At 61.8% G+C, this 20,181-nt stretch carries 21 protein-coding genes; 10 read left to right on the forward strand and 11 right to left on the reverse strand.

Going from position 1 to position 20,181, the window contains the following annotated elements:
• Position 1 precedes the first annotated feature (1 nt).
• Positions 2-595, forward strand: coding sequence for an inorganic diphosphatase (locus tag O3303_RS10735; RefSeq protein WP_269558414.1), 594 nt, complete (start codon positions 2-4; stop codon positions 593-595).
• 244 nt (positions 596-839) lie between these two features.
• Here the strand turns inward: O3303_RS10735 and O3303_RS10740 are convergent, their stop codons facing one another.
• Positions 840-1,547, reverse strand: coding sequence for a hypothetical protein (locus tag O3303_RS10740; RefSeq protein WP_269558415.1), 708 nt, complete (start codon positions 1,545-1,547; stop codon positions 840-842).
• A 257-nt stretch (positions 1,548-1,804) separates the two neighbouring features.
• Here O3303_RS10740 and O3303_RS10745 point away from each other — a divergent pair, with 257 nt between their 5' ends.
• From O3303_RS10745 to O3303_RS10755, 3 genes are all read left to right on the forward strand, one after another.
• On the forward strand, positions 1,805-2,212 hold the full coding sequence (locus tag O3303_RS10745; RefSeq protein WP_269558416.1) for a 6-pyruvoyl trahydropterin synthase family protein: 408 nt from the start codon (positions 1,805-1,807) through the stop codon (positions 2,210-2,212).
• On the forward strand, positions 2,205-2,879 hold the full coding sequence (folE, locus tag O3303_RS10750) for a GTP cyclohydrolase I FolE (RefSeq protein ID WP_269558417.1): 675 nt from the start codon (positions 2,205-2,207) through the stop codon (positions 2,877-2,879). Before O3303_RS10745 ends, folE begins: the two co-directional genes overlap by 8 nt.
• A 134-nt stretch (positions 2,880-3,013) precedes the next feature.
• Positions 3,014-3,928, forward strand: a complete 915-nt coding sequence (locus tag O3303_RS10755; RefSeq protein ID WP_269558418.1) for a TIGR01777 family oxidoreductase — start codon at positions 3,014-3,016, stop codon at positions 3,926-3,928.
• Positions 3,929-4,363: 435 nt separating this feature from the next.
• On the opposite strand, the gene O3303_RS10760 is transcribed toward O3303_RS10755, so the two are convergent.
• The 7 genes from O3303_RS10760 to O3303_RS10790 all read right to left on the reverse strand — a co-directional run bounded on the left by O3303_RS10760 (position 4,364) and on the right by O3303_RS10790 (position 11,076).
• Positions 4,364-6,748 (reverse strand): transglycosylase domain-containing protein, encoded by a 2,385-nt coding sequence (locus tag O3303_RS10760; protein ID WP_269558419.1) that lies wholly within the window; start codon positions 6,746-6,748, stop codon positions 4,364-4,366.
• A 153-nt stretch (positions 6,749-6,901) separates the two neighbouring features.
• Positions 6,902-7,234 (reverse strand): hypothetical protein, encoded by a 333-nt coding sequence (locus O3303_RS10765; protein WP_269558420.1) that lies wholly within the window; start codon positions 7,232-7,234, stop codon positions 6,902-6,904.
• Positions 7,235-7,606: 372 nt separating this feature from the next.
• Positions 7,607-8,008 carry a hypothetical protein gene (locus O3303_RS10770; RefSeq protein WP_269558421.1) on the reverse strand — a complete coding sequence of 134 codons (402 nt, stop codon included), beginning with the start codon at positions 8,006-8,008 and terminating at the stop codon, positions 7,607-7,609.
• A 24-nt stretch (positions 8,009-8,032) separates the two neighbouring features.
• A complete protein-coding gene (locus tag O3303_RS10775; RefSeq protein WP_269558422.1) occupies positions 8,033-8,272 on the reverse strand; it encodes a hypothetical protein in 240 nt (79 codons plus the stop codon).
• 37 nt (positions 8,273-8,309) lie between these two features.
• Positions 8,310-9,920, reverse strand: a complete 1,611-nt coding sequence (locus tag O3303_RS10780) for a DUF4153 domain-containing protein (RefSeq protein WP_269558423.1) — start codon at positions 9,918-9,920, stop codon at positions 8,310-8,312.
• A 130-nt stretch (positions 9,921-10,050) separates the two neighbouring features.
• Complete coding sequence (locus O3303_RS10785) at positions 10,051-10,344, reverse strand: winged helix-turn-helix domain-containing protein (protein ID WP_269558424.1); 294 nt, start codon at positions 10,342-10,344, stop codon at positions 10,051-10,053.
• Positions 10,345-10,437: 93 nt separating this feature from the next.
• Positions 10,438-11,076 carry a hypothetical protein gene (locus O3303_RS10790; RefSeq protein ID WP_269558425.1) on the reverse strand — a complete coding sequence of 213 codons (639 nt, stop codon included), beginning with the start codon at positions 11,074-11,076 and terminating at the stop codon, positions 10,438-10,440.
• Positions 11,077-11,150: 74 nt separating this feature from the next.
• On the opposite strand from O3303_RS10790, the gene O3303_RS10795 reads away from it, so the two are divergent.
• The 5 genes from O3303_RS10795 to O3303_RS10815 all read left to right on the forward strand — a co-directional run bounded on the left by O3303_RS10795 (position 11,151) and on the right by O3303_RS10815 (position 14,766).
• Positions 11,151-11,663, forward strand: a complete 513-nt coding sequence (locus tag O3303_RS10795) for a hypothetical protein (RefSeq protein ID WP_269558426.1) — start codon at positions 11,151-11,153, stop codon at positions 11,661-11,663.
• Positions 11,664-11,815: 152 nt separating this feature from the next.
• Positions 11,816-12,316 (forward strand): hypothetical protein, encoded by a 501-nt coding sequence (locus tag O3303_RS10800; protein ID WP_269558427.1) that lies wholly within the window; start codon positions 11,816-11,818, stop codon positions 12,314-12,316.
• Positions 12,291-13,079, forward strand: coding sequence for a class I SAM-dependent methyltransferase (locus O3303_RS10805; protein ID WP_269558428.1), 789 nt, complete (start codon positions 12,291-12,293; stop codon positions 13,077-13,079). The genes O3303_RS10800 and O3303_RS10805 overlap by 26 nt, the downstream gene beginning before the upstream one ends.
• Before the next feature lie 128 nt (positions 13,080-13,207).
• Positions 13,208-14,080 (forward strand): UbiA family prenyltransferase, encoded by an 873-nt coding sequence (locus O3303_RS10810; protein ID WP_269558429.1) that lies wholly within the window; start codon positions 13,208-13,210, stop codon positions 14,078-14,080.
• A gap of 83 nt (positions 14,081-14,163) precedes the next feature.
• Positions 14,164-14,766, forward strand: a complete 603-nt coding sequence (locus O3303_RS10815) for a hypothetical protein (RefSeq protein ID WP_269558430.1) — start codon at positions 14,164-14,166, stop codon at positions 14,764-14,766.
• Positions 14,767-14,849: 83 nt separating this feature from the next.
• Here the strand turns inward: O3303_RS10815 and O3303_RS10820 are convergent, their stop codons facing one another.
• Both O3303_RS10820 and rho read right to left on the reverse strand, forming a co-directional pair.
• Entirely contained in the window at positions 14,850-15,509 is a 660-nt protein-coding gene (locus O3303_RS10820; protein WP_269558431.1) for a DsbA family protein, read from the reverse strand.
• Between the two features lie 168 nt (positions 15,510-15,677).
• Positions 15,678-17,849 carry a transcription termination factor Rho gene (rho, locus tag O3303_RS10825; RefSeq protein ID WP_269558432.1) on the reverse strand — a complete coding sequence of 724 codons (2,172 nt, stop codon included), beginning with the start codon at positions 17,847-17,849 and terminating at the stop codon, positions 15,678-15,680.
• 493 nt (positions 17,850-18,342) lie between these two features.
• Here rho and serS point away from each other — a divergent pair, with 493 nt between their 5' ends.
• Positions 18,343-19,617: a serine--tRNA ligase gene (serS, locus tag O3303_RS10830; RefSeq protein ID WP_269558433.1), complete on the forward strand. Its 1,275-nt coding sequence runs from the start codon at positions 18,343-18,345 to the stop codon at positions 19,615-19,617.
• A 109-nt stretch (positions 19,618-19,726) separates the two neighbouring features.
• On the opposite strand, the gene O3303_RS10835 is transcribed toward serS, so the two are convergent.
• The gene (locus O3303_RS10835; protein WP_269558434.1) at positions 19,727-20,176 is read right to left on the reverse strand and encodes an OsmC family protein; all 450 of its coding nucleotides are present in this window, start codon (positions 20,174-20,176) and stop codon (positions 19,727-19,729) included.
• Positions 20,177-20,181 lie beyond the last annotated feature (5 nt).

Raw genomic sequence — 20,181 nt, forward strand, 5'->3', positions numbered from 1 at the left:
TATGCGCCTTTCCGCTTTGCTGACCCTCACCGCGCTGGCCGCCGCGCCGCTCACCGGCTGCCAGACCCGCCCCGACGACCTGCCGACCTTCTCGCAGGAGCGCAAGCTGCTGCAGGTGGTGGTGGAAATGCCCGCCGGCACCAACCGCGCCCAGCGCTACGACGCCACCCAGCACCAGTTCGTGCCCGAGCGCCGCGCCGGCCTCGACCACGTGGTGGAGTTTCTGCCCTGTCCCGGCAACAGCGGCTTCATCCCGGGCACGTTCACCAATGCACCTTCGGCCCGGCCCCTGGCGGCGCTGGTGCTCTGCGAAGCGCAGCCGGCCGGCACCGTGCTGGAGGTGCTGCCCATCGGCCTCGTCACACTCGACGACAACGGCCTCATGCGCCCCATCGTGCTGGCCGTGCCGGCCCGGCCCAGCCAGCAGATTCTGCCGGCCGTGGTCAGCTGGCAGGACCTGACTTCGCGCTACCCCGGGGCCCGGGAGGTGCTGCGGCAGTGGTTTCAGCACCAGGGCCGGCCGGGCGAAGTGCGCATCGTGAGCTGGAAAGATGAGAAAGCCGCCGAGCAGCAGGTGCGCCAGGCCATGAACTAGAATCGCTGATTTGCGCTGATGGAAGTGATTTCGCTGATTTTTTTTGACTGGTAACTGCGTGGCGCTGTTACCACGCTCGAAACCTGACCGGATGATAGTACTCAGGCAACTCCAGGCAGCACACTACAACTCCAGGCAGCACACCACAAAAAAAGCCGCCCTGCAGGGGCGGCTTTTTGTTTTCGTTGGTGATTTCACGAACTAAAAAATCAGCGAAATCACCTCCATCAGCGAGAATCAGTGATTACTCGATTTTGGTCATGCGCTCCTTCACGGCTTCCAGCGCTACGCGCATGTTCACAATGTCGGCGCGGGCAGCTTCCTGCTCTTTCAGGTTCAGGTCGATCAGGTTGTTGTACTGCAGCAATTCAGCGGCGTTCTGGGCCAGCTGCTGCTGGATTTCCGACTTGCGCAGCTTGTTCTTTTCAATGTCCTTCTTGATGGCATCCGACTTCTGGATAACCGCCATGTGGTTGTTCTGCGACGACACGAGCGAGCGTTCGGCTTCGGCTACCTGTACGGCCAAGTCTTCGCGGTACAACATGCGGGCGAAATCCTTGAGGTATTTCTCGGCCGATTTCCACTGCACGGGCGTGGCATCCTTGCCCAGGTAGGCGTTGCCCAGGTCGATAGACCACCATACCGACGTGCCGGTTGGCGTGGCATCCACCTTGCTGATTACGCGGATGGGGGTTTTGGAGACGTCTTCAATCACGACACCGTCCATGGAGTAAACGCCCTTATCGGCTTTCACTTTGCTGCCGAACTGCGTGTCGAGCTGCTTTTTCCAGGAATCATCAACCCGCTTGCTATCCAGCTGAATCGTAACCCGTTGGCCTTTGCGCGGAATGCCTTTGATGGCCATATCCGTCTCATCGACGGGGGATTTCTGCGCGTAGCCAGTCACCGACAGCACTAACATCAGCAGAGAGAGGAGTACGCCTTTTTTCATGTGTATGAGGTAGTTAAGAGGGGATTCTCAATTATGTCCGGTTTTCCTATTCCGGCTCACCAAATTTAACCACTGCTATTTCATCTGCCTATGGGCTCTAAGCTTTTTTTCGGCTGGAATACACTTTTATTAAATAGGTTATATTGAATACTGTTTAACTACTAAAAATACTATTTGTTAAGGCTATTCGCTGCCCGTCTGATATATTGGCTGATGCGTATGCTGAACAAAAGCAATTCTTCCCGGTTTGCCCAACTATGTCCGTAACCGTCTGCCGCAAAGAACATTTCAACGCTGCCCACCGTCTGCACAATCCGGCTTGGAGCCCGGAGCAAAACCAGCAGGTGTTCGGCAAATGCAACAACCCCAGCTACCATGGCCACAATTACGAGCTGATTGTGCGCCTGACCGGCGAAATAGACCCAGATACGGGCTACGTGTACGATATGAAGCGCCTGAGTGACCTCATCAAGCGCGAGATTCTGGATACCTTTGATCACCGGAACCTCAACCTCGACACCGAAGAATTCCGTCACCTGAATCCTACTGCCGAGAACATGGCCGTAGTCATCTGGAACCGGCTGCGGACCCACATTGAGTCCCGGCTCTCCCTCTCGGTCACGCTGTATGAGACCGAACGCAACTTTGTAGAATACCATGGCTAATTCTGTGCCCGCGCCGGACGGCGACCTCCGCCTCACCACCGACGCGCACCTGCCCACCAATTTGCATACCCCCCTCCGCCCCGATGCATTCGCGCTGAGCGACGACGAAAAGATTTCTGGTATCACGGAGCACTTCCGTGAAATCATGCTGCTGCTAGGCCTCGACCTGACCGACGACAGCCTGGCCGGCACGCCGCGCCGGGTGGCCAAAATGTACGTGCAGGAGTGGTTCCGGGGCCTCAACCCCGAGCACCGCCCTGAGGTGCGGCTGTTTGAGAACCGCTACCAGTACTCGCAGCTGCTGCTGGAGCGCGACATCACGCTGTTTTCGTGCTGCGAGCATCACTTCGTGCCCATCATCGGCAAGGCGCACGTGGCGTACCTGCCCGGCGACAACGTGGTAGGCCTCAGCAAGCTCAACCGGGTGGTGCAGTACTATGCCCGCCGCCCGCAGGTGCAGGAGCGACTCACGCGCCAGATTGCCGAGGAGCTCAAGCAGACCCTGCACACCGACAACGTGGCCGTGCTCATCGAGGCCGACCACCTGTGCGTGATGAGCCGCGGCGTAAACGACACCAGCAGCTCGACCATCACGGCCGAGTACAGCGGGGCGTTTGCCGAAGATGCCACGCTGCGGGCCGAATTTCTCCGCCTGCTCGGTAAATGAGTTCCGGGTTTCTGCTTACTTGTCTCTAGTTTTGACGAACTCGTTGCGGCGTCTGGTAGCAGACACCGCAACCCGTTGGCCAGCAGCGCAGCCAATATCCAGAAAAACGGTATACGCACCAGAAACTCCCGAAAATGTCCCGAAAAGTTCTCATCAGCGGCGGTACCGGCATGATCGGTACCCGCCTTGCCGAGATGCTCATTGATGCCGGCTACGAAGTAGCGCTGCTCAGCCGGCAGACCGCCAACAGCCACTACCGCAGCTTCCGCTGGGACCCGCGCGCCGGCACCATCGACGAGGCCGCCATTCCCTACGCCGACTATGTGGTGAACCTGGCCGGCTCTAGCGTGTCAGACGGCAAGTGGACCGATGAGCGCAAGCGCGACATCATGACCAGCCGCCTGGGCGGCACGGCGCTGCTGGCCCGCGAGCTGGCTAAGCCTGGCCACCACGTCCGGGCCTTCGTGTCGGCTTCGGCTATCGGCATCTATGGCGACAGCGCCGACCGGGTGGTGAACGAGGAAACGCCCGCCGCTTCCGCCGACGACTTCCTGGCCGACGTGTCGCGGCAGTGGGAGTTGGCCGCGCAGGACGTGGAGAAACTAGGGATTCGGACCGTTATCAGCCGCATCGGCATCGTGCTCAGCCCCGAGGGCGGCGCGCTGGTGCCGCTGGCCCGCACCGTGAAGCTGATGGCCGGCGCGCCGCTGGGCTCGGGCAAGCAGTTTATGTCCTGGATTCACCTCGACGACCTCTGCCGCCTGATTATCCAGATGCTGGAGGAGCCCAAGTGGGAAGGCACCTACAACGCCGTGGCACCGCACCCGGTCACGAACGAGGAGTTTACCAAAACCCTGGCCGACGTGCTGCACCGCCCGCTGGTGCTGCCCAAAGTGCCGGAGTTTGCCCTGAACCTGATGATGGGCGAGATGAGCGAAATCGTGCTGGCCTCGCAGCGCGTAAGTGCCGAGAAGGTGCTGCGCCAGGGCTTCACGTTTGAATATCCGAACCTGAAGCCCGCGCTGGAATCGTTTTACGGCGAGGGTTAAGCAGTTTCACAGCTCAGTGATATGCTTTTGTCGTTGCCTGCCAAGGCATATCTCAGGTAACCTATAGCTCTGGTATGTGCCGAAATGTAAGCGCCAGACAGATTTTCTTCCGGCATGAGAATAATCGGTGCTCTGCTCCTGGCAGCTTCGCTATCTGCTTGTGACGCTCTTACAAAAGAGATATGCGGTGAGCTATCGGGCAAACATAAGACCTACGTTGAGCGTCTAAACCAGACGTATAAGGACCGGATGCAGGTTCAGCAAGTCCCTTGTTACCCTGGATATTTACAGGTGAAGTGCTTGTCTGTTGTTTCCAACACAACGCTTGACTCAATTGAAACGTCTGCCGGCAAACTCGGATGGGTGGAAGTGTTGGTGTACAACCACCAGGGAGATTTGGTGCGCGGCAACCCTGGTTCCATGTAAAGCGGAAGGCTACAGGCTGTCCGGCACAGCCAGCGGGGTTTCAGCGTTGTTGAGCTGCTCCAGCAGGTTGTCGGCCACAATGGTGTCCACGGCTTCCTCACGGCGGCGGCGCGGCTCCGATTCGCTCACGCAGATGTACTTGCGGGAGATTTTGCCTTGGTATTTCGGGAAGGGGCCCATGGTGATGCCTAGGTCCTCATCTTCGTAGATTTTCTCCATGTACTTGCCGAAGATGGGCAGCGCCGTGCGGCCACCTTCGCCCTGCTGCGAGTTCTGGAAGTGGATGCTGCGGTCTTCGCCGCCCACCCATACGCCGGTCACGAGGTCTTTGCTGACGCCCATGTACCAGCCGTCGGAGTAGTTGGAGGTGGTACCGGTTTTACCTCCAATCTGGTTGTCTTTCTTCCACAGCTCGTACTCCCACAGGGCCTGCGAGGTGCCGCCGGGCTCGTCCATGCCGCCGCGTAGCATGTAGAGCATCAGCCACGCCGTTTCCGACGGAATGGCACGCTTCTGCCGGGGGTCGAACTGCTTTATCACGTTGCCGTTACGGTCCTCGATGCGAGTCACAATCATCGGCTCGCTCTGGAAGCCCTGGTTGACGAAGGTGCTGTAGGCATTCACCATCTCATACACGCTCACGTCGCCGCCCGAGCCCAGGCCGATGCTGGGCACTGACAGCAGCGGGCTCTTGATACCCACTTTGTGCGCGTATTTGGCTACGTTTTCCCAGCCCACGCGCTCCGTGAGCTGCGCCGTGATGGAATTGACGGAACGGGCCATGGCGTGGCGCAACGTCATGTTGATGCCGGTGTACTCGCGGGTCACGTTGTCGGGCTTCCACTCCATATCCTTCCCGTTCTCTACGTAGTTGATGGTCACCCGCTCGTCGCGGATCCGGTCGCAGGGCGCGTAGCCATTGTCGAGGGCCGTGAGGTAGACGAAGGGCTTGAAGGTGGAGCCGGCCTGGCGCTTGCCCTGCTTCACGTGGTCGTACTGGAAAAATTCGTAGTCGAGGCCGCCCACCCAGGCCTTGATCTGGCCGGTGAAGGGGTCCATGCTCATCATGCCGGCGTGCAGGAAGTGCTTGTAGTAGGCCAGCGAATCGAGGGGAGAGAGCAGCAGCGTGGTGTCGCCGTCGCCTTTCCAGGTGAATACTTTGGTGGGGTGCTTGGCGTTGAGGGCCTGTTCTAGCAGATCGGGGCGGCCTTTGTAGCGGGCGGCCAGCTCCTTATACTGCTCGGTGCGCTTCATCTGGGTTTCGATGAAGCCGGGAATCTCATTGCCTTCCTCGTCCACCCAGGGGTTGGAGTCGCGGTTTTTCCAGAACCGGTCGAACTGCTGCTGCAGCCGCTTCATGCGGTCCTGCACCGATTCCTCGGCGTACTGCTGCATGCGCGAGTCGATGGTGGTGTAGATCTTGAGGCCGTCGCGGTACATGTCGTAGCCGTTCTTCTCGCACCACTCATTCACGAACTGGCTCACGGCGCCGCGGAAGTAGGTGGGCGGACCGTCGATGTGCCTTTCCACCTGATATTTCAGGGCGATGGGCTGCTGCTGCAGCGCGGCTACTTCAGCGGCGGGCAGCATGCCGGCCTGGCCCATGCGCGTAAGCACCAGGTTGCGGCGCTTGCGGGCCGCCTCGGGGTGGAAGCGCGGATTGTAGGCGGTAGGGTTGTTGAGCATGCCCACCAGCATGGCGGCCTGGTCGGCGGTGAGGCTGTCGGGCGAAGTGCTGTAGAAGGTTTTGGCAGCCACCTTGATGCCGTAGGCCTTGGAGCCGTATTCCACAGTGTTGAAGTACATCCGCAGAATTTCCTCCTTGGTGTAGCGCCGCTCCAGCTCCACGGCCGTCAGCCACTCCTTGGTTTTGCTGACCAGCGTGCTCACCACCGGAATGTAGCCCAGACCGCCCCGGGTTTCGCCGCGGCGGGTATTGTAGAGATTTTTGGCCAGCTGCTGGGTGATGGTGGAGCCGCCGCCGCTCTTGTTGCCCGTCACAACGCCCGACGCGGCGCGAGCCAGCGCCGTCAGGTCGATGCCGGAATGCTCGTAGTAACGCACGTCTTCGGTGGCTACCAAGGCCTTTATCAGCAGCGGCGACATCTTGCTCAGCGGCACCGGCACGCGGTTTTCGCGGAAGTACTTGCCGATGAGCACGCCGTCGGCGGTGTAAATTTCGGACGGCTGCTCCACCTTGGGGTCTTCCAGTTCCTCCAGGCTCGGCGACTTGCCGAAGAGGAACAGGAAGTTCATGCTAACCAGGATGGGATAGAGCAGGAAAAAGCCCACGCCCACCACAAAAACGGCCCAAGCGGCCCGCGACAGGCGGTTCGACCAGGGCCGGCGCGGCCGGGGAGTGGAGTTTGTCTTCGGGGCTTGCGGAGCGGACATGCGGGGTAATTAGGGCGGCAGGCTGGCGGAGCAGCAGCCAAAGGAACCACAAATATACCAGATAGGTACGGCCCCAGCCGTGCGAAAAGCACCAAACATCATGGCTGCCCCGCGCTTAGCGGGCTGTGCGGCCGGCGGCCAATCTCCTTCCGCTCAGGCCAGCAGCAGTATCACCACCAACATCAAGGCCAGTCCTGCCATGACCACTGTGGCTACGCCGGACCCAATACACCACACCAGCCGCCAGCCAGGATGCTCTATCAGCAGGGTGATGCGCCATAGCCACAGCATCGTCAGGAAGGGAACCAGCACCAGACCTATCTTCCAGACTACATACGCCACTCGCACTGCGGCCGGAGTATTCGGGAAAAGCTCTTTTTCCAGCTGGATGCTGAAGATGGCCCCTGCGAACAGGCTCATTACCCACCATAGGGTGGTGGGTAGCTGCCTCAAGGCGCGGGCGGCGAAGAGTTGCAGGGAGTTCATACACTACTTGGCCAAACAGAGTTATCGAGAGTTATAGCCAAAATGCACAGCCAGATCAAAAGCAGTACGGCTTGAAATGACAGACACAGCCATAGCACAATGAGCCGCGTAGCGCCTTCTGTGCCCTTTATATCAGGCTGCCAAAGTGGTTTAATAGCCCAATAGAAAACGGCGAGACTGCTAATGAATGACAGCAACACGCTCGACCACAGACTATACAGAGCTTCCCACAGCCATTGCTGCTTGTTCCATTCGTCCGTTCCGGCCAGCCACCACGGTAGCATCAGCCATACCCACAGCACGGCGCACACGGCAATCAGCACGCTCAGGGCGCGGCCGGCGGAAGGTGGAGCGGGCGGCTGGTAGCGACGGTCAAGCTGCATCGGGAACGTCAGTTTTGGTGGTAATGGTGGCGGCTAGGCCGCATATGCTCACTACCACACCCAGCGCGTAACTGTATCCCAGGCTGGTAGTATCGCCCATTTCCGATGCGCCGCTTTCAGACAAGAAAACAGCCGCCCATACTAACTCATGCAACAGAGTCAGCAGCCAGATAGTGTTGCGCGTGGCGTGGCTGGTGGTAGTGCCCAACAGCCGCCAGCGCACGAAAAACAGCACCAGACCCGGAATGGCAATGCCTACCAGTACTCCAAAAAGCAGTGCAAAGCCAAGTAGCGCCATCGACAGCAAATCCTTAAGCTGCTGGGTCAGCGCGAGCCACCGGCCTAACGGCTTTGCTTCAGACGCAGAAAAAGAAGAGCGAAGAGACATCATATCAACGAAAGCAAAACGTGAAAACTACAGCGCCGCCAGCGCCGCCGCCCCTTGCGGCGACCAGAGCATCATCAGGGAAAACACCGCACCCAGCAGCAGGAGCAGCAGCACGCTGGTGGCGGGCAGCACGGCCCGCACTAGGCGCAGGCGGCGCGAATCGGGGTCGGCGGCGCGCTCCTGCCAGGCCAGCAGACCGGCCAGCGCCGCTACGGCACCGACACAAATCAGCAGGGCGACGACGGTAAGGGAGAATTGCAGCAACATGGTATGGTGGGTTTATGGGGTGGTGGATTCGTGGGTTTTACTGGCTGATGGTCTGGTAGGCCTGCCAGTCGGCAACGGTGTAGCTGGGCCAGTGGCGGGCTTCCTGCAGGGCGCGGAATTCCTGCAGCCGCTGGCGTAGACGGCGCTGGGCATCCAGCGGCTCCAGCTTCTCCCAGGTGCCATTGTAGGCTTCGTGCACGAGGTGGCGGCGGGTGAGCACGTCTTCATGGGCGGCCAGCTCGGGCAGCACCCGGTCGGGCATGTCCAGCAGGAAGCCGTAGTCGAGGGTCTGGAGCTGGGGGCGCAGGTTGTAGCGCGCAATCCAGATTTCCCAGTTGCCGACTGCAAAGCCTAGCAGCAGCAGATAGGCGGCCAGCGCATTGAGGCGCACCAGCGAGTAGGCCGAGCGCCGCTGCCAGATCTTGAGCAGCACCGTGGCCAGCCCGAAAAAGGTCAGCAGCAGAAATCCGTACACCCCGATGCGCTTGTAGGCTAGGCCCGTGTGCAGGATGTAGTAGTAGTTGCGCAAGCCTACCGACACGGCTAGCACCGCATTCTGCAGCACCCACACCGTGGCCAGGCTGCGCAGCACCCGCAGGCCGGGCCGGTAGAAGTTCAGGTTGCGGCGGAAAAACCACAGCACAATGCCCATGGCCACCAGAATGCTCAGAATGAGCACGTAGGTGCCTTCGTGCACAAACTGCGTGAGGTCGAATCCGGGAGCCGGCTCGAAGCCAAACCACAGCCAATTGATGTCGATGGCGTTGACGGCCAGCAGCAGCACGTTCACGAGCACCAGCAAACTGAGCGCCACCAGGTATTCCTTGCGCAGGTCGAGGGCGCGAAAACGCTGCTCCCGGAAATCGGGCTGGCGCACCCCGAACGAAGCCACCCGGTTGCGCTGCCGCCTCACAAACTCGCCGAAGCGCGACTCCGAATCGGCGAAGTAATGCACCGGCACCAGCACCAGCGCGGCCCCGGTCAGCAGCAAACCCAGCCCGAAAAACAGCAGGTGCGGCACCGAAAAGTTGGCGAACAGCGCCGCCAGCCACTCCCCTGCCCAGTCGAGCACCTGGCTGGCCACCGCCTCGTAGCGCGGATTGGCAATCAGGAACAGCACGTGAAACACCCCCAGCGCCAGCAACGGCACGCCCAGCAGCCGCCCGTAGTACCAGCTACGGCCGAAGCGGCTGCCCAGGTCGCCGGGCAGGCGCAGCAGCGTCAGCAGCCGCGGCACCACCTGCCAGGCGCTGACCAGCGCCGTAGCCAGCGCGTAGGCCACCAGCCGCAGGTGGGGCTGGTTCACGAAGCCCAGCCACACCGCCAACGACGCCACGCAGGCCAGTAGCGCCGCCCCCGAGCCGTACCAGGCCACCATGGCCGCGCTCAGCAGCGTGCCCGCCAGCGCCAGCCGAAACCCGCCGGAGCGCCATTGCGGTGCGTGCCGGGGCAGGCCGGCCACCGTCACGCCCACCATCAGCAGCGTGTAGAGCAACATATTCAGGCCGGCCCGCTCGTGCCAGAACAGCAGGTCAAAGAGGATGGCACCCACCGGCAGCGCCACTTTTTGCAGGGTACTGAGCGTGAGGCGCGGAGCCGGCGCGAGGCCAGCAAAATCGGCGGCAGAAACAGGCAGCGAGGAATTCATGGAAAAAGTGGGTGAAGTGAAAAAGCAGGCCAGTTGATGCAGCCGCGGCTGATTAGCGGGCAGTTGCTGCCGCATCCTGATTATTTAAAAGAACTTTGTATTTCAAAGTTTAAAGACAAAAAAAGAGCCGTTACCCCCGCAACAGTTTTTCCAGCGCCGCCAGATGCTCCTGAAAGGCCGTTTTGCCATCGGCGGAGGCGGTGTAGGTGGTATTGGGCTTCTTGCCCACAAACTGCTTGCTGACCTGCACGTAGCCCGCCTTCTCCAGCGCCGCCACGTGGCTGGCCAGGTTGCCGTCGGTCAGCTCCAGGGTTTCCTTGAGGTCGTTGAAGCTTACCACGTCGTTGGCCATCAGCACGGCCATCACACCCAGCCGCACGCGGTGGTCAAAGGCTTTATTGAGCGTGTGGATGACGTGTTTCAAGGATGGTTGTCAGTTGTTGGTTGGTAGTTGTCAGTTGTTGGTTATCAGGCTTGCTTACGACTAACAACCAGCAACTGACAACCGACAACTCATTTACCGTTCGTAGCGGTTGTACATGAGCAGGCCGTAGCCGATGTGGCCCAGGCCGAAACCCAGGGCAAAGAACAGCAATCCGGCTCCGGGCAGCAACACGGCCAGCAGCCCCAGCGCTATCTGCGTGAGTCCCAGCCAGCGAATTTCATCGAGCGTGTACTTGCTGGCGTTAAGCAAAGCCAGCCCGTAGAACAGCAGCAGCCCCGGCACCACTAGGCTCACGGCGCCGCGCACAAACAGCGCCAGGCAAAACAGCCCGCCCGCCACCAACGGAATAGCCAGGCTGAGGGCCAGCCGCCGCCCCAGCGAGTTCCACAGCGGCAATCCTGCCTGCCGGGCGCGGCGCAAGGTAAAGAACGTGGCCACCAGCAGCGCCGCCCCAATCATGGCGGCGGCCAGCCCCACCAGGTATGGCAGCACCAGCAGCCGCTCGGCCGTGGTGCTTTCCAGCAGGCGCAGATAACCGGTTTCGCCGTATTCGCGGCGCAGAAACCAGTGCCCCGCTCCGGCCCCGGCCAGGGCTACCACGCCGGCCCCCACCCCACTCAGGCCACTAAGTGAGATAAAGCGCGACGAGCGCTCCATGATGGCGCGAATCTCGGTGAGTTGGGCTAACGGATCTACGGCGGGCTTCATCATAGCTAAAAGCACTTTGTATTGCAAAGCACAGCAAAGTCCGGCTTCTTTGCAACTTAGCGCTCCAACTTATTTTTATGCAGACAGATTCTCGGGCGCTGGCGCGCCACCATATGTGGCTTTCGTGGTGGTGGGGCATGGGGCTGGTATGGGCCGGGGTGGTGGGGTGGCTGCTGGTATGGGTCGAAAAAAAGATATCCGCTTCTGAGGGCCTGATTTCCATTCTGCGTTACGTTGGCGGGAACCTAACCCTGGGCGTGCTGGGCACCCTACTGTTTCTGGGAGTTCCGGCGTTGCTGGGGGCGCTGGTACGGCGGCCGTTTATGCGGCGTGTATTCAGCAGCACCACTTCCCCGACACGCTTATTGCTGCGCACCGCGCAGGTATTTGAAGGATTCGTGCTGTTATGCTGGGTGCTATGGGAACTGCTGATCAGTGTCATTGATCCACAGCTGCTTCAGGTCATGCCGCTTCATCATCTATGGGCTACCATCCTGGCTTTCTTCGGCCTGAGTTTGCCGTGGCTGCTGTCGTCGGGGGCGGCGGCTTGGTGGGTGACGCGGCCGGCAGCGGCCAGCCGGCCCAAATAGAGAATCGACCGGAATACGCAGCTCAAATTGGGTTCCTGATTTCCCAAACAAGTCCGTTTTCTGGGAATCTGGGGGCTTTTTACAGTGCGTAGGTATGCAGCATCCGGGCCAGATAGGCGCTGGCAATTGACTACCACTTCACCGTTTCCTGTATGAGCTCTTCTACTTCCCTCATCTCCTCTACCGTTTATCGTGCCTTGATTTTGTGGTTTATGAGCAACCTGGGCGGCACCCTGCTGCTGGGTGCTATCCTGGCTTTCGGCCGCCTCGAAGATGCTTCCATTGCCCTGCTGGCGGGTATGCTGGCCATTATCGTCACGGCGCCGCTGGTGCCGCTGGCGGTGCCATTTCTGGCGCTGCTGAGCCGGCTGCAGCCCAACTGGTCGCGCCGCTCCATTGCCGCGCTGGGCGTCACGCTGTTCTTTGTGCTGGCCCACCAGCTGCTGGTGCTGCTGCTGCCGTTCCTGTCGTCGGGGAGCTTGCTGGAGATGACGGCCCCGTATCTGGTGGCCGCGTGGGCTACCGTTTTCTGGCTCTACAGCCCCGAAGGCCAGCACCGCACCAGCCGCCAGCTGTGGCTGCGCTGGGCGCGGGCCCAGGCTAACGCGGTTCTGCGTATGTTCCGGCGTGAAATTACGCCTTCAGTTATTTGAGTTCGAAGACCTGCCCTGGTTTCCGCGGGTAGTGCGGGCCGGCATGATGGACTACCTGCGCTTCATGATTTCCACGCTGCGCACCTACCAGCCCATCGTGCCGCTGCTGCGCGACGCCCTGCGCGCCACCCACCAGACCCAGCTGCTGGAGCTATGCGCCGGGGCCGGCGGCGGCACCGAAGGCGTGCTGCGCACCCTGCAATCCACCGGCCTGCCCACGGCCCAGGTCACCCTCACCGACCTATACCCGCAGCCGGCGGCCTGGCAGCTGCTGGCGGCCCGCACCCCGGGCCTCTCCTACGCCCCCGCCGCCGTTGATGCCACCGCCGTGCCGCCCGGGCTGCCGGGGTTTCGCACCGTATTTTCGGCCTTCCACCATTTCCCGCCGCCGCTGGCCGAGGCGCTGCTGGCCGATGCCGTCCGGCAGGGCGCCGGCGTTGGCGTCTTCGAAGGCGCCGGCAAGCACTGGCTGGAAATTCTACTGGCCTGGACGGTATTGCCCGTGGCGCAGCTGCTGATTACGCCCTTCATCCGGCCGTTCCGGCTGAGCCGCCTGTTGCTCACCTATGGGCTGCCGCTTATCCCCCTGTTCACCCTCTGGGACGGCACCGTGTCCATCCTGCGCATGTACCCGCCCGCCCAGTTGCTGGCCCTGGCCCACCGCGCCGATCCGCAGGGCAGGTTCCGGTGGACGGCCGGCAAAGTGCGCCACTGGTGGGGCCCGCAGGTCACGTATCTGATTGGTGTACCGGCTGAGAATTAGTAATTGATAATTAGTAATGAGTAATTGGAGCTTCTTTGGCACGAGGCAGGGCGTTAGCAAATTCCAACCGGTTGCTTGGTCTGCTTTGCCCATAAACCGGGCTTCATCCCCCAATTCCTCATTCCTAATTGCTAATTACTAATTACAAAAAAGCGCTGCCGCTGCTCCGGATTCCGTTTTCGGTGTACCTGATGCCGGTGTTCTGGTTTGGGCTGAGCGCGTTGCGGGAGCCGTTCAGCGTGTGGCGAGCGGCGGGCGTGTTTGTGGTGCTGCACCTGCTGGCCTACCCTGCCTCCAACGGCTACAACTCCTATTACGACCGGGACGAAGGCAGCATCGGCGGCCTGAAGAGTCCACCCAAAGTATCGGAAGAGCTGCTGCACCTGGTGTACGCCTTCGATGCGCTGGCGGTGCTGGGCGGCGTGCTGCTCAGCCCGTGGTTTGGGGTGCTGGTGGTGGTATATCTGCTGGTTTCGAAGGCCTACAGCTACGAAGGCATCCGGCTGAAAAAGTACCCGCTGCTGAGCACGGCCGTGGTGGTGGTGTTCCAGGGGGCCTACACCTTTCTGATGACGCAGGTGGGCGCCGGCGCTGGCTATGCGCAGCTCACCGAGCCTACCAACCTGCTGCTGGCGCTGGTGAGCAGCCTGTTTCTATGCGGCTCCTACCCGCTCACGCAGGTGTACCAGCACCAGGAAGACGCCCGCCGCGGCGACTGGACGCTCAGCTTGCGGCTGGGCATCCGGGGCACGTTTGTGTTTGCGGCCGGTGGGCTGCTGGCCGGGGCGGCCGTCTTGGCCCACGCACTGTGGGTACGGCAGGAAACGCGCCACCTGTTGGTATTTCTGGTGGCCACCGGGCCGGTGGTGCTGCTGTTTGGCAGCTGGGCCCGGGCCGTGTGGCAAAACCCCGCCGCCGCCGACTTCGAGCACACCATGCGCATGAACCAAGTGTCGTCGCTGTGCATGAGTGCCGCCTTTATCCTGATGCTGCTCTGGTAGCGGTTTTCTGAACGGACCACTCCCCAACCGCGTATGCAGCCCTGATTCACCTCAGACTTTCTGCTATGCGAATTGCGCTGTTTTTGCCTGTTCTCGGTCTGCTGGCCGCCTGCTCCACGCCCGACGCCGGCCAGTCGGCCACCACCTCCCCGGCCGTCGACCCCACGGCCCGCCTAGAACCCATGGACACGGCCCGGGCCAGCACCGCCGATCCGCAGGCCGACACCCTCAAAACGGTGCGCCGCCGCCACGTTTTCTCCGCCCCGGCCTCCCCCGACGAGTTCAAGCTGACGTTGCGCGGCAAAGACGTGCTAACCGGCCAGATTACGTTCACCATCACCGACGCCAGCGGCCAGGTTATCTTCCGCGAAATGCTCACGTCTGCCGACCTGGAGGCCAGTATGGTGTATGAGGTGAAGACGCCGACCGTTACGCTGGCTGAGCGTGAAGCCTACGTGCGCCGCCGCATGGACGAATTTTTCGCCGACAAAAACTTCCGCCAGCCGGCTCTCACTACCAAAGACGCCTACCAGTCCGGCGGCGCCGACCGTCCCACCTGGACCGAATTGCAGAAGCGCCCCGATGCCGTGGGCTTTGTGTACCTGGTAGGCAAGGAAGACCGCCGCCGTATTGCCTATGCACCCGGCACCAAACAGGTAGTGCAGTTGCCCGGCCTCGGTAGTTAGCTGTCATTCCGAGCGCAGCGAGGAATCTGAGCCCACTCCTTGGAAGCATAACTCAGATTCCTCGCTGCACTCGGAATGACAGTTTATCCGGCCTGCTCCAGCGCCTGGGTCAGGCCGTCGGCAAACGTTTCGTAGGGCTGGTAGCCGCGGGCCAGCACGTAGCCTTGGTTGCCGACCCGCAGAATGGTGGTCGGGAAGCCCTGCACCCCGATTTTGGCCACGGCCGCAAACTCCTGCTGGGTGGCCTGCGCCGTTTCGGGCAGAGCCAGCTGGCGCAGAAACTCCGCGCCATCAAGGCCGTAGGCAGTGGCCAGGGGCAGGTAGGTTTTGGGCTCGTTGAGGTCAGCGCCGTCGCGGAAGTAGGCGACCTGAACATCATGGGCAAAGTTGGCAGTATCAGGCTGGTTGAAATGGCGAAAGGCGCTGATGGCCCAACTCGGAGGCGCCGAGTCCTGCACGCGGCTGCCCTCGGCGCCCACGGCCCGAAACGCCTCCCCGAACTGCACGCCCGTCACGCGCTCCACCTGCGCCAGCGCCCCGCTGATGTAGTCCCAGTCGTCACGGATGGGCCCTACCTGCTCGCCCATCACCATGCCGCCACACAGCACCGACACCTCCACACGCCCCGCAAACTCCTGCCGCACCCGCTGAATCACAGGGCTCATGCCGTAGCACCAGCCGCACAGCGGGTCGAAGAGGTAGAGCAGTTCGGGAAGTTCAAGGGTTGGTTGAATGGGGGGCATGCGGGTAGATAGTTTAGTTGGTGTAACAGATAAAACAAGAACAAACAAAAAAGAACGTCATGCTGAGCTTGCCGAAGCATCTCTACCGCCAAAGTAATGTTGATTACTACTGCGGTAGAGATGCTTCGGCAAGCTCAGCATGACGTTCTTCTTGCATGAAAACCCTCTCTAGCCGTTCATGGCCAGCAGGAATTCGCTGTTGTCCTTGGTGCCTTTCATGCGGTCCTTCAGGAATTCCATGGCCTCGGCGGGCGTCATGTCGGCCATGAACTTGCGCAGCACCCAGATGCGGCTCAGCTCCTCGCGGCTCATGAGCAGGTCTTCGCGGCGGGTGCCGGAAGCCGGCACATCGATGGCCGGGAAGATGCGCTTGTTGGCCAGCTTGCGGTCCAGCTGCAACTCCATGTTACCGGTGCCTTTGAATTCCTCAAAGATTACTTCATCCATCTTCGAGCCGGTTTCAATGAGGGCCGTGGCAATGATGGTGAGCGAGCCACCGTTTTCCACGTTGCGGGCCGCACCGAAGAAGCGCTTGGGCTTGTGCAGGGCGTTGGCATCCACACCACCCGACAGGATCTTGCCGGAAGCCGGCTGCACCGTGTTGTAGGCCCGGGCCAGACGCGTAATTGAGTCGAGCAGAATCACCACGTCATGGCCGCACTCCACGAGGCGCTTGGCTTTGTCGAGGGCAATGCTGGCGATTTTCACGTGGCGGTCGGCCGTTTCGTCGAAGGTGGAGCTGAGCACCTCGGCTTTCACCGAGCGCGCCATGTCCGTTACTTCTTCCGGCCGCTCGTCGATGAGCAGGATCATCAGGTACACCTCGGGGTGGTTTTCGCTGATGGCGTTGGCGATTTCCTGCAGCAGCACCGTTTTACCGGTTTTGGGCTGGGCCACGATCAGGCCCCGCTGGCCTTTGCCAATGGGGGCAAACAGGTCCAGAATGCGGGTGCTGTACTGCGTGGATTTGGTGGAGAGCTTGAGGCGCTCCTCGGCAAACAGCGGCGTGAGGCTGCTGAACGGCACCCGGTCACGGGCATCTTCCACGGCCCGGCCGTTGATGGTTTCCACGTCGACCAGCGCGTAGTACTTCTCGCCTTCGCGCGGCGGCCGGATGGTGCATTTCACCGTGTCGCCGGCTTTCAGGCTGAACAGTTTCACCTGCTGCGGCGCCACGTAAATGTCGTCGGGCGAGGAAAGGTAGTTGTAGAATGGGCTGCGCAGGAAGCCGTAGCCGCCGTCGGGCATCATTTCCAAGGTACCTTCACCGGGCACCACAATATCAAAATCGTTGCGCTGGCGCTGCTGTTGCGGCGCGGTGGCTGCACCTTCCTGACGGCCTTCCTGCCGCTGCTGGCGCTGCTGCTCCCGGGCGGCGTACCGCTCTTCGCGGCGCTGCTCCCGGTCGGGGCGGCCGGCACCGTCGCTGCGGGCGGCGTCGCCCCGCTCCGAGCGCTGCACGTCACGGTCCAGGCGGTCGGCGCGGCTGGAGTCGCGTAGGGCGCGGCCCGGGTCGCGCTGGTCGCGGTCGGGGCGGCCGGCTACGTCGTTGCGGAATTCGCGGGGGGCGTCGGCAATGCGGGCTACGTCGCTGCTGCCGTTGCGCAGCTCGCGGCCGTCGCGGATCTGCTCCCGTTCGCGGGGCTGGTCGCGCAGGGGGCGCGCCACGCCATCGGCCCGCTCGGGGCGGAAGATGCGCGGGGCCGGGGCAACGGCTACGTCCGGAGCAACCTCGGCCACCGCCACAGCGGCCGGCGCTTCTGCTACAACCGGTACAGCAGCCACTTCACTGAAGGCAACGTCAGCAACAGCTGGGGCCACCGCCACCGGGGCCACATCCGATTGGCTGGCATCCACAACCTGGCCATTGCGGCCCGCCGATTCGCGGGAGCGGCGCTCAGGGCGCTGGTAGGCTTTCACGGGGCGCTCGGCTACTGGCTCTGCCGCAGGCGCGGCGGCTGCCGTTTCGGCAGTTTCGGCCGCAGCGGCGGCGGGCTCAGGAGCCACGGGAGCGGCTTCGGGGCTGGCAGCGGCAACGGCCGGCGCTTTGGCGGCGCGGCTGCGGGTAGCAGCGGGCCGGGCGGCCGCGGTGGCGGCCGGAGCTGGCGTTTCGGCTACGGCGGCAGCAGTCGCAGGGGCTTCCGGGGCAGCGGGGCGGGCTTTGGCGGCCGGTTTCACTTTTACGGGCAGCTTGTCGGCGGGCAGGATGGCCTGCTGATCGAGAATCTTATAAATCAGATCCTGCTTGCTGAGCTTCTTAAAGTTGCCAACGTTGAGCTCTTCCGCAATTTCTTTCAACTCGGAAAGAAGACGGTCTTTCAACTCTTCAATAGTATACATAGAGGCAATGAGGGAAGAAAATTCTGGCGGGGCCCATCCAACAGCGGGACATTACCTCAGACTTAGGCAATGCCCGGGAGCCGCAGGCGCGGCATTCAGCACGGGGGTTGTTCGAAAAGGAACGGAGGGGGATGGTAGTAGGCGGTGGCGCTGGAAAATACCCACGGACCGGACGTTATAAAAAGCAACGACGGGTCCGGCATCAGCAGCCGACTTGTTAACGCAATGTTAGCGCAAACCCACCGAACTGCCAAACCCTCGACTATATTTTGCGGAATTCGTGCCACCAGCCGCTTGCAGCAACGCTTTTAGCTGCAGCCTACATGGTTAGCCCGGCAAAACACGGGGTTAGCGCTGGCCTTGGAACGGCACTTTGCCCCATTAGGTTCAGCCAACTCCGGCCGACCGCGCCCACCGAATATAGCCGGGACCTAGAATCTGCGGAATCATTCGGCTACTTTTGCAGCATCCTCTTCCGCGTTTTCTGCCCCTTATGCTACAAGTTTCCGTCCTGAGAGAGCACACCGAGGCCGTACTGGCCGGGCTGGCTAAAAAGCACTACAAAACGGCCGAAGCCGACGTGCAGGCTATTCTGACGCTGGACCAGCGCCGCAAGGAGCTTCAGACCACCCGCGACTCGGCGCAGGCCGAGGCCAACGAGCTGGCCCGCCAGATCGGGGGGCTGATGAAAGCCGGCGATAAAGCCGGGGCCGAAACCCTGAAGGCGCGCACGGCTGAGCTGAAACAGCATACCAAAGCCGCCGACGACGAGCTGACGCAGGTGGAAGACGCCCTCCAGCAGACGCTCTATAAACTCCCCAACCTGCCCCACAGCAGCGTGCCCGAAGGCCGCGCCGCCCAGGACAACGAGGTGGTGCGCGAAGGCGGCCAGAAGCCCGAGCTGCCCGCCGATGCCCTCCCCCACTGGGATTTGATCAAGAAGTACGACATCATCGACTTCGAGCTGGGCAACAAGATTGCCGGCGCGGGCTTCCCGGTGTACAAGCGCCAGGGCGCCCGTTTGCAGCGGGCCCTCATCAACTTTTTCCTGGATGAAGCCCGCGACGCCGGCTACGACGAGGTGCAGCCCCCGATTCTGGTGAACGAGGCCAGCGGCTACGGCACCGGCCAGCTCCCCGACAAGGAGGGCCAGATGTACCACGATGCCAAGGACAACCTCTACCTGATTCCGACCTCGGAGGTGCCGATTACCAACCTCTACCGCGACGAGATTGTGCCGGTGGAGCAGCTACCCATCCGCAACACCGGCTACACGCCCTGCTTCCGCCGCGAGGCCGGCAGCTGGGGCGCCGACGTGCGCGGCCTCAACCGCCTGCACCAGTTCGACAAGGTGGAAATTGTGCAGATCACGCAGCCCGAGAACAGCTACGCCGCCCTCGACGGCATGGTAGCCCACATCGAAGGGCTGCTGCAGAAGCTGGAGCTGCCCTACCGCATCCTGCGCCTCTGCGGCGGCGACATGGGTTTCACCTCGGCCCTCACCTACGACCTGGAGGTGTGGAGCGCCGCGCAGGGCCGCTGGCTGGAGGTCAGCTCGGCCTCGAACTTTGAAACCTACCAAGCCAACCGCCTCAGGCTGCGCTACCGCGGCGAAGGCAACAAAACCCAGCTGTTGCACACGCTCAATGGCTCGGCGCTGGCGCTGCCCCGCATCGTGGCCGCCCTGCTCGAAAACAACCAGACCGAAGACGGCATCCTGTTGCCCAAGGTGCTGCACAGCTACTGCGGCTTCGAGAAAATCGGGTAATAGAAGCTGAATTTCAATAAAAACGGCCCGGACAACCTGCGTTGTCCGGGCCGTTTTGCGTGGCGAGGCTGCCACATAGCGGCAGACCGGCTCAGGCAGGCATCGTTGGCTATGCCGTAGGCTCGGCCAGCACCGTCACGATATGCAGGCCGCGCATGAGGCTTTTCTGCACTGGGCATTTCTGCGAGATGACGTGCAGGCGCTGGCGCTGCTCATCGGAGAGCGGGCCCAGCAGGCGTAGCTCCTTTTCTACCTGTTCCAGCATTTCGCCGGGCTGCTCGCACTTTTCGCAGTCGTCGGCGTGCACGCGCTGGTGGCGCAGGCGCACCTCGATGCCTTCGAGTGGCCACTTTTTCTGGGTGGCGTAGAGGCGCAGCGTGATGGCCGTGCAGGCACCCAGCGCTGACAGCAGCAGGTCGTAGGGCGTGGGGCCGCGGTCTTGGCCGCCGACTGCCACAGGCTCGTCTACGAAGTAGGTATGGCGGCCGGCCTGCACATCGGCCAGCAGGGCCTCGGGCCCCACGGTTACCAGCACGGATTTATCGGGCGTATCAGACATGGGGC

Origin of the sequence: Hymenobacter canadensis (assembly GCF_027359925.1) — a bacterium.
Classification (GTDB): Bacteria; Bacteroidota; Bacteroidia; order Cytophagales; family Hymenobacteraceae; genus Hymenobacter; species Hymenobacter canadensis.

What these genes read in the sequence shown, in the direction of transcription:
- O3303_RS10735 (WP_269558414.1), top strand. Translation starts at nt 2, where the DNA reads ATGCGCCTTTCCGCTTTGCTGACCCTCACCGCGCTGGCCGCCGCGCCG.
- O3303_RS10740 (WP_269558415.1), bottom strand. Translation starts at nt 1,547, where the DNA reads ATGAAAAAAGGCGTACTCCTCTCTCTGCTGATGTTAGTGCTGTCGGTG.
- O3303_RS10745 (WP_269558416.1), top strand. Translation starts at nt 1,805, where the DNA reads ATGTCCGTAACCGTCTGCCGCAAAGAACATTTCAACGCTGCCCACCGT.
- folE (WP_269558417.1), top strand. Translation starts at nt 2,205, where the DNA reads ATGGCTAATTCTGTGCCCGCGCCGGACGGCGACCTCCGCCTCACCACC.
- O3303_RS10755 (WP_269558418.1), top strand. Translation starts at nt 3,014, where the DNA reads ATGTCCCGAAAAGTTCTCATCAGCGGCGGTACCGGCATGATCGGTACC.
- O3303_RS10760 (WP_269558419.1), bottom strand. Translation starts at nt 6,748, where the DNA reads ATGTCCGCTCCGCAAGCCCCGAAGACAAACTCCACTCCCCGGCCGCGC.
- O3303_RS10765 (WP_269558420.1), bottom strand. Translation starts at nt 7,234, where the DNA reads ATGAACTCCCTGCAACTCTTCGCCGCCCGCGCCTTGAGGCAGCTACCC.
- O3303_RS10770 (WP_269558421.1), bottom strand. Translation starts at nt 8,008, where the DNA reads ATGATGTCTCTTCGCTCTTCTTTTTCTGCGTCTGAAGCAAAGCCGTTA.
- O3303_RS10775 (WP_269558422.1), bottom strand. Translation starts at nt 8,272, where the DNA reads ATGTTGCTGCAATTCTCCCTTACCGTCGTCGCCCTGCTGATTTGTGTC.
- O3303_RS10780 (WP_269558423.1), bottom strand. Translation starts at nt 9,920, where the DNA reads ATGAATTCCTCGCTGCCTGTTTCTGCCGCCGATTTTGCTGGCCTCGCG.
- O3303_RS10790 (WP_269558425.1), bottom strand. Translation starts at nt 11,076, where the DNA reads ATGATGAAGCCCGCCGTAGATCCGTTAGCCCAACTCACCGAGATTCGC.
- O3303_RS10795 (WP_269558426.1), top strand. Translation starts at nt 11,151, where the DNA reads ATGCAGACAGATTCTCGGGCGCTGGCGCGCCACCATATGTGGCTTTCG.
- O3303_RS10800 (WP_269558427.1), top strand. Translation starts at nt 11,816, where the DNA reads ATGAGCTCTTCTACTTCCCTCATCTCCTCTACCGTTTATCGTGCCTTG.
- O3303_RS10820 (WP_269558431.1), bottom strand. Translation starts at nt 15,509, where the DNA reads ATGCCCCCCATTCAACCAACCCTTGAACTTCCCGAACTGCTCTACCTC.
- rho (WP_269558432.1), bottom strand. Translation starts at nt 17,849, where the DNA reads ATGTATACTATTGAAGAGTTGAAAGACCGTCTTCTTTCCGAGTTGAAA.
- serS (WP_269558433.1), top strand. Translation starts at nt 18,343, where the DNA reads ATGCTACAAGTTTCCGTCCTGAGAGAGCACACCGAGGCCGTACTGGCC.
- O3303_RS10835 (WP_269558434.1), bottom strand. Translation starts at nt 20,176, where the DNA reads ATGTCTGATACGCCCGATAAATCCGTGCTGGTAACCGTGGGGCCCGAG.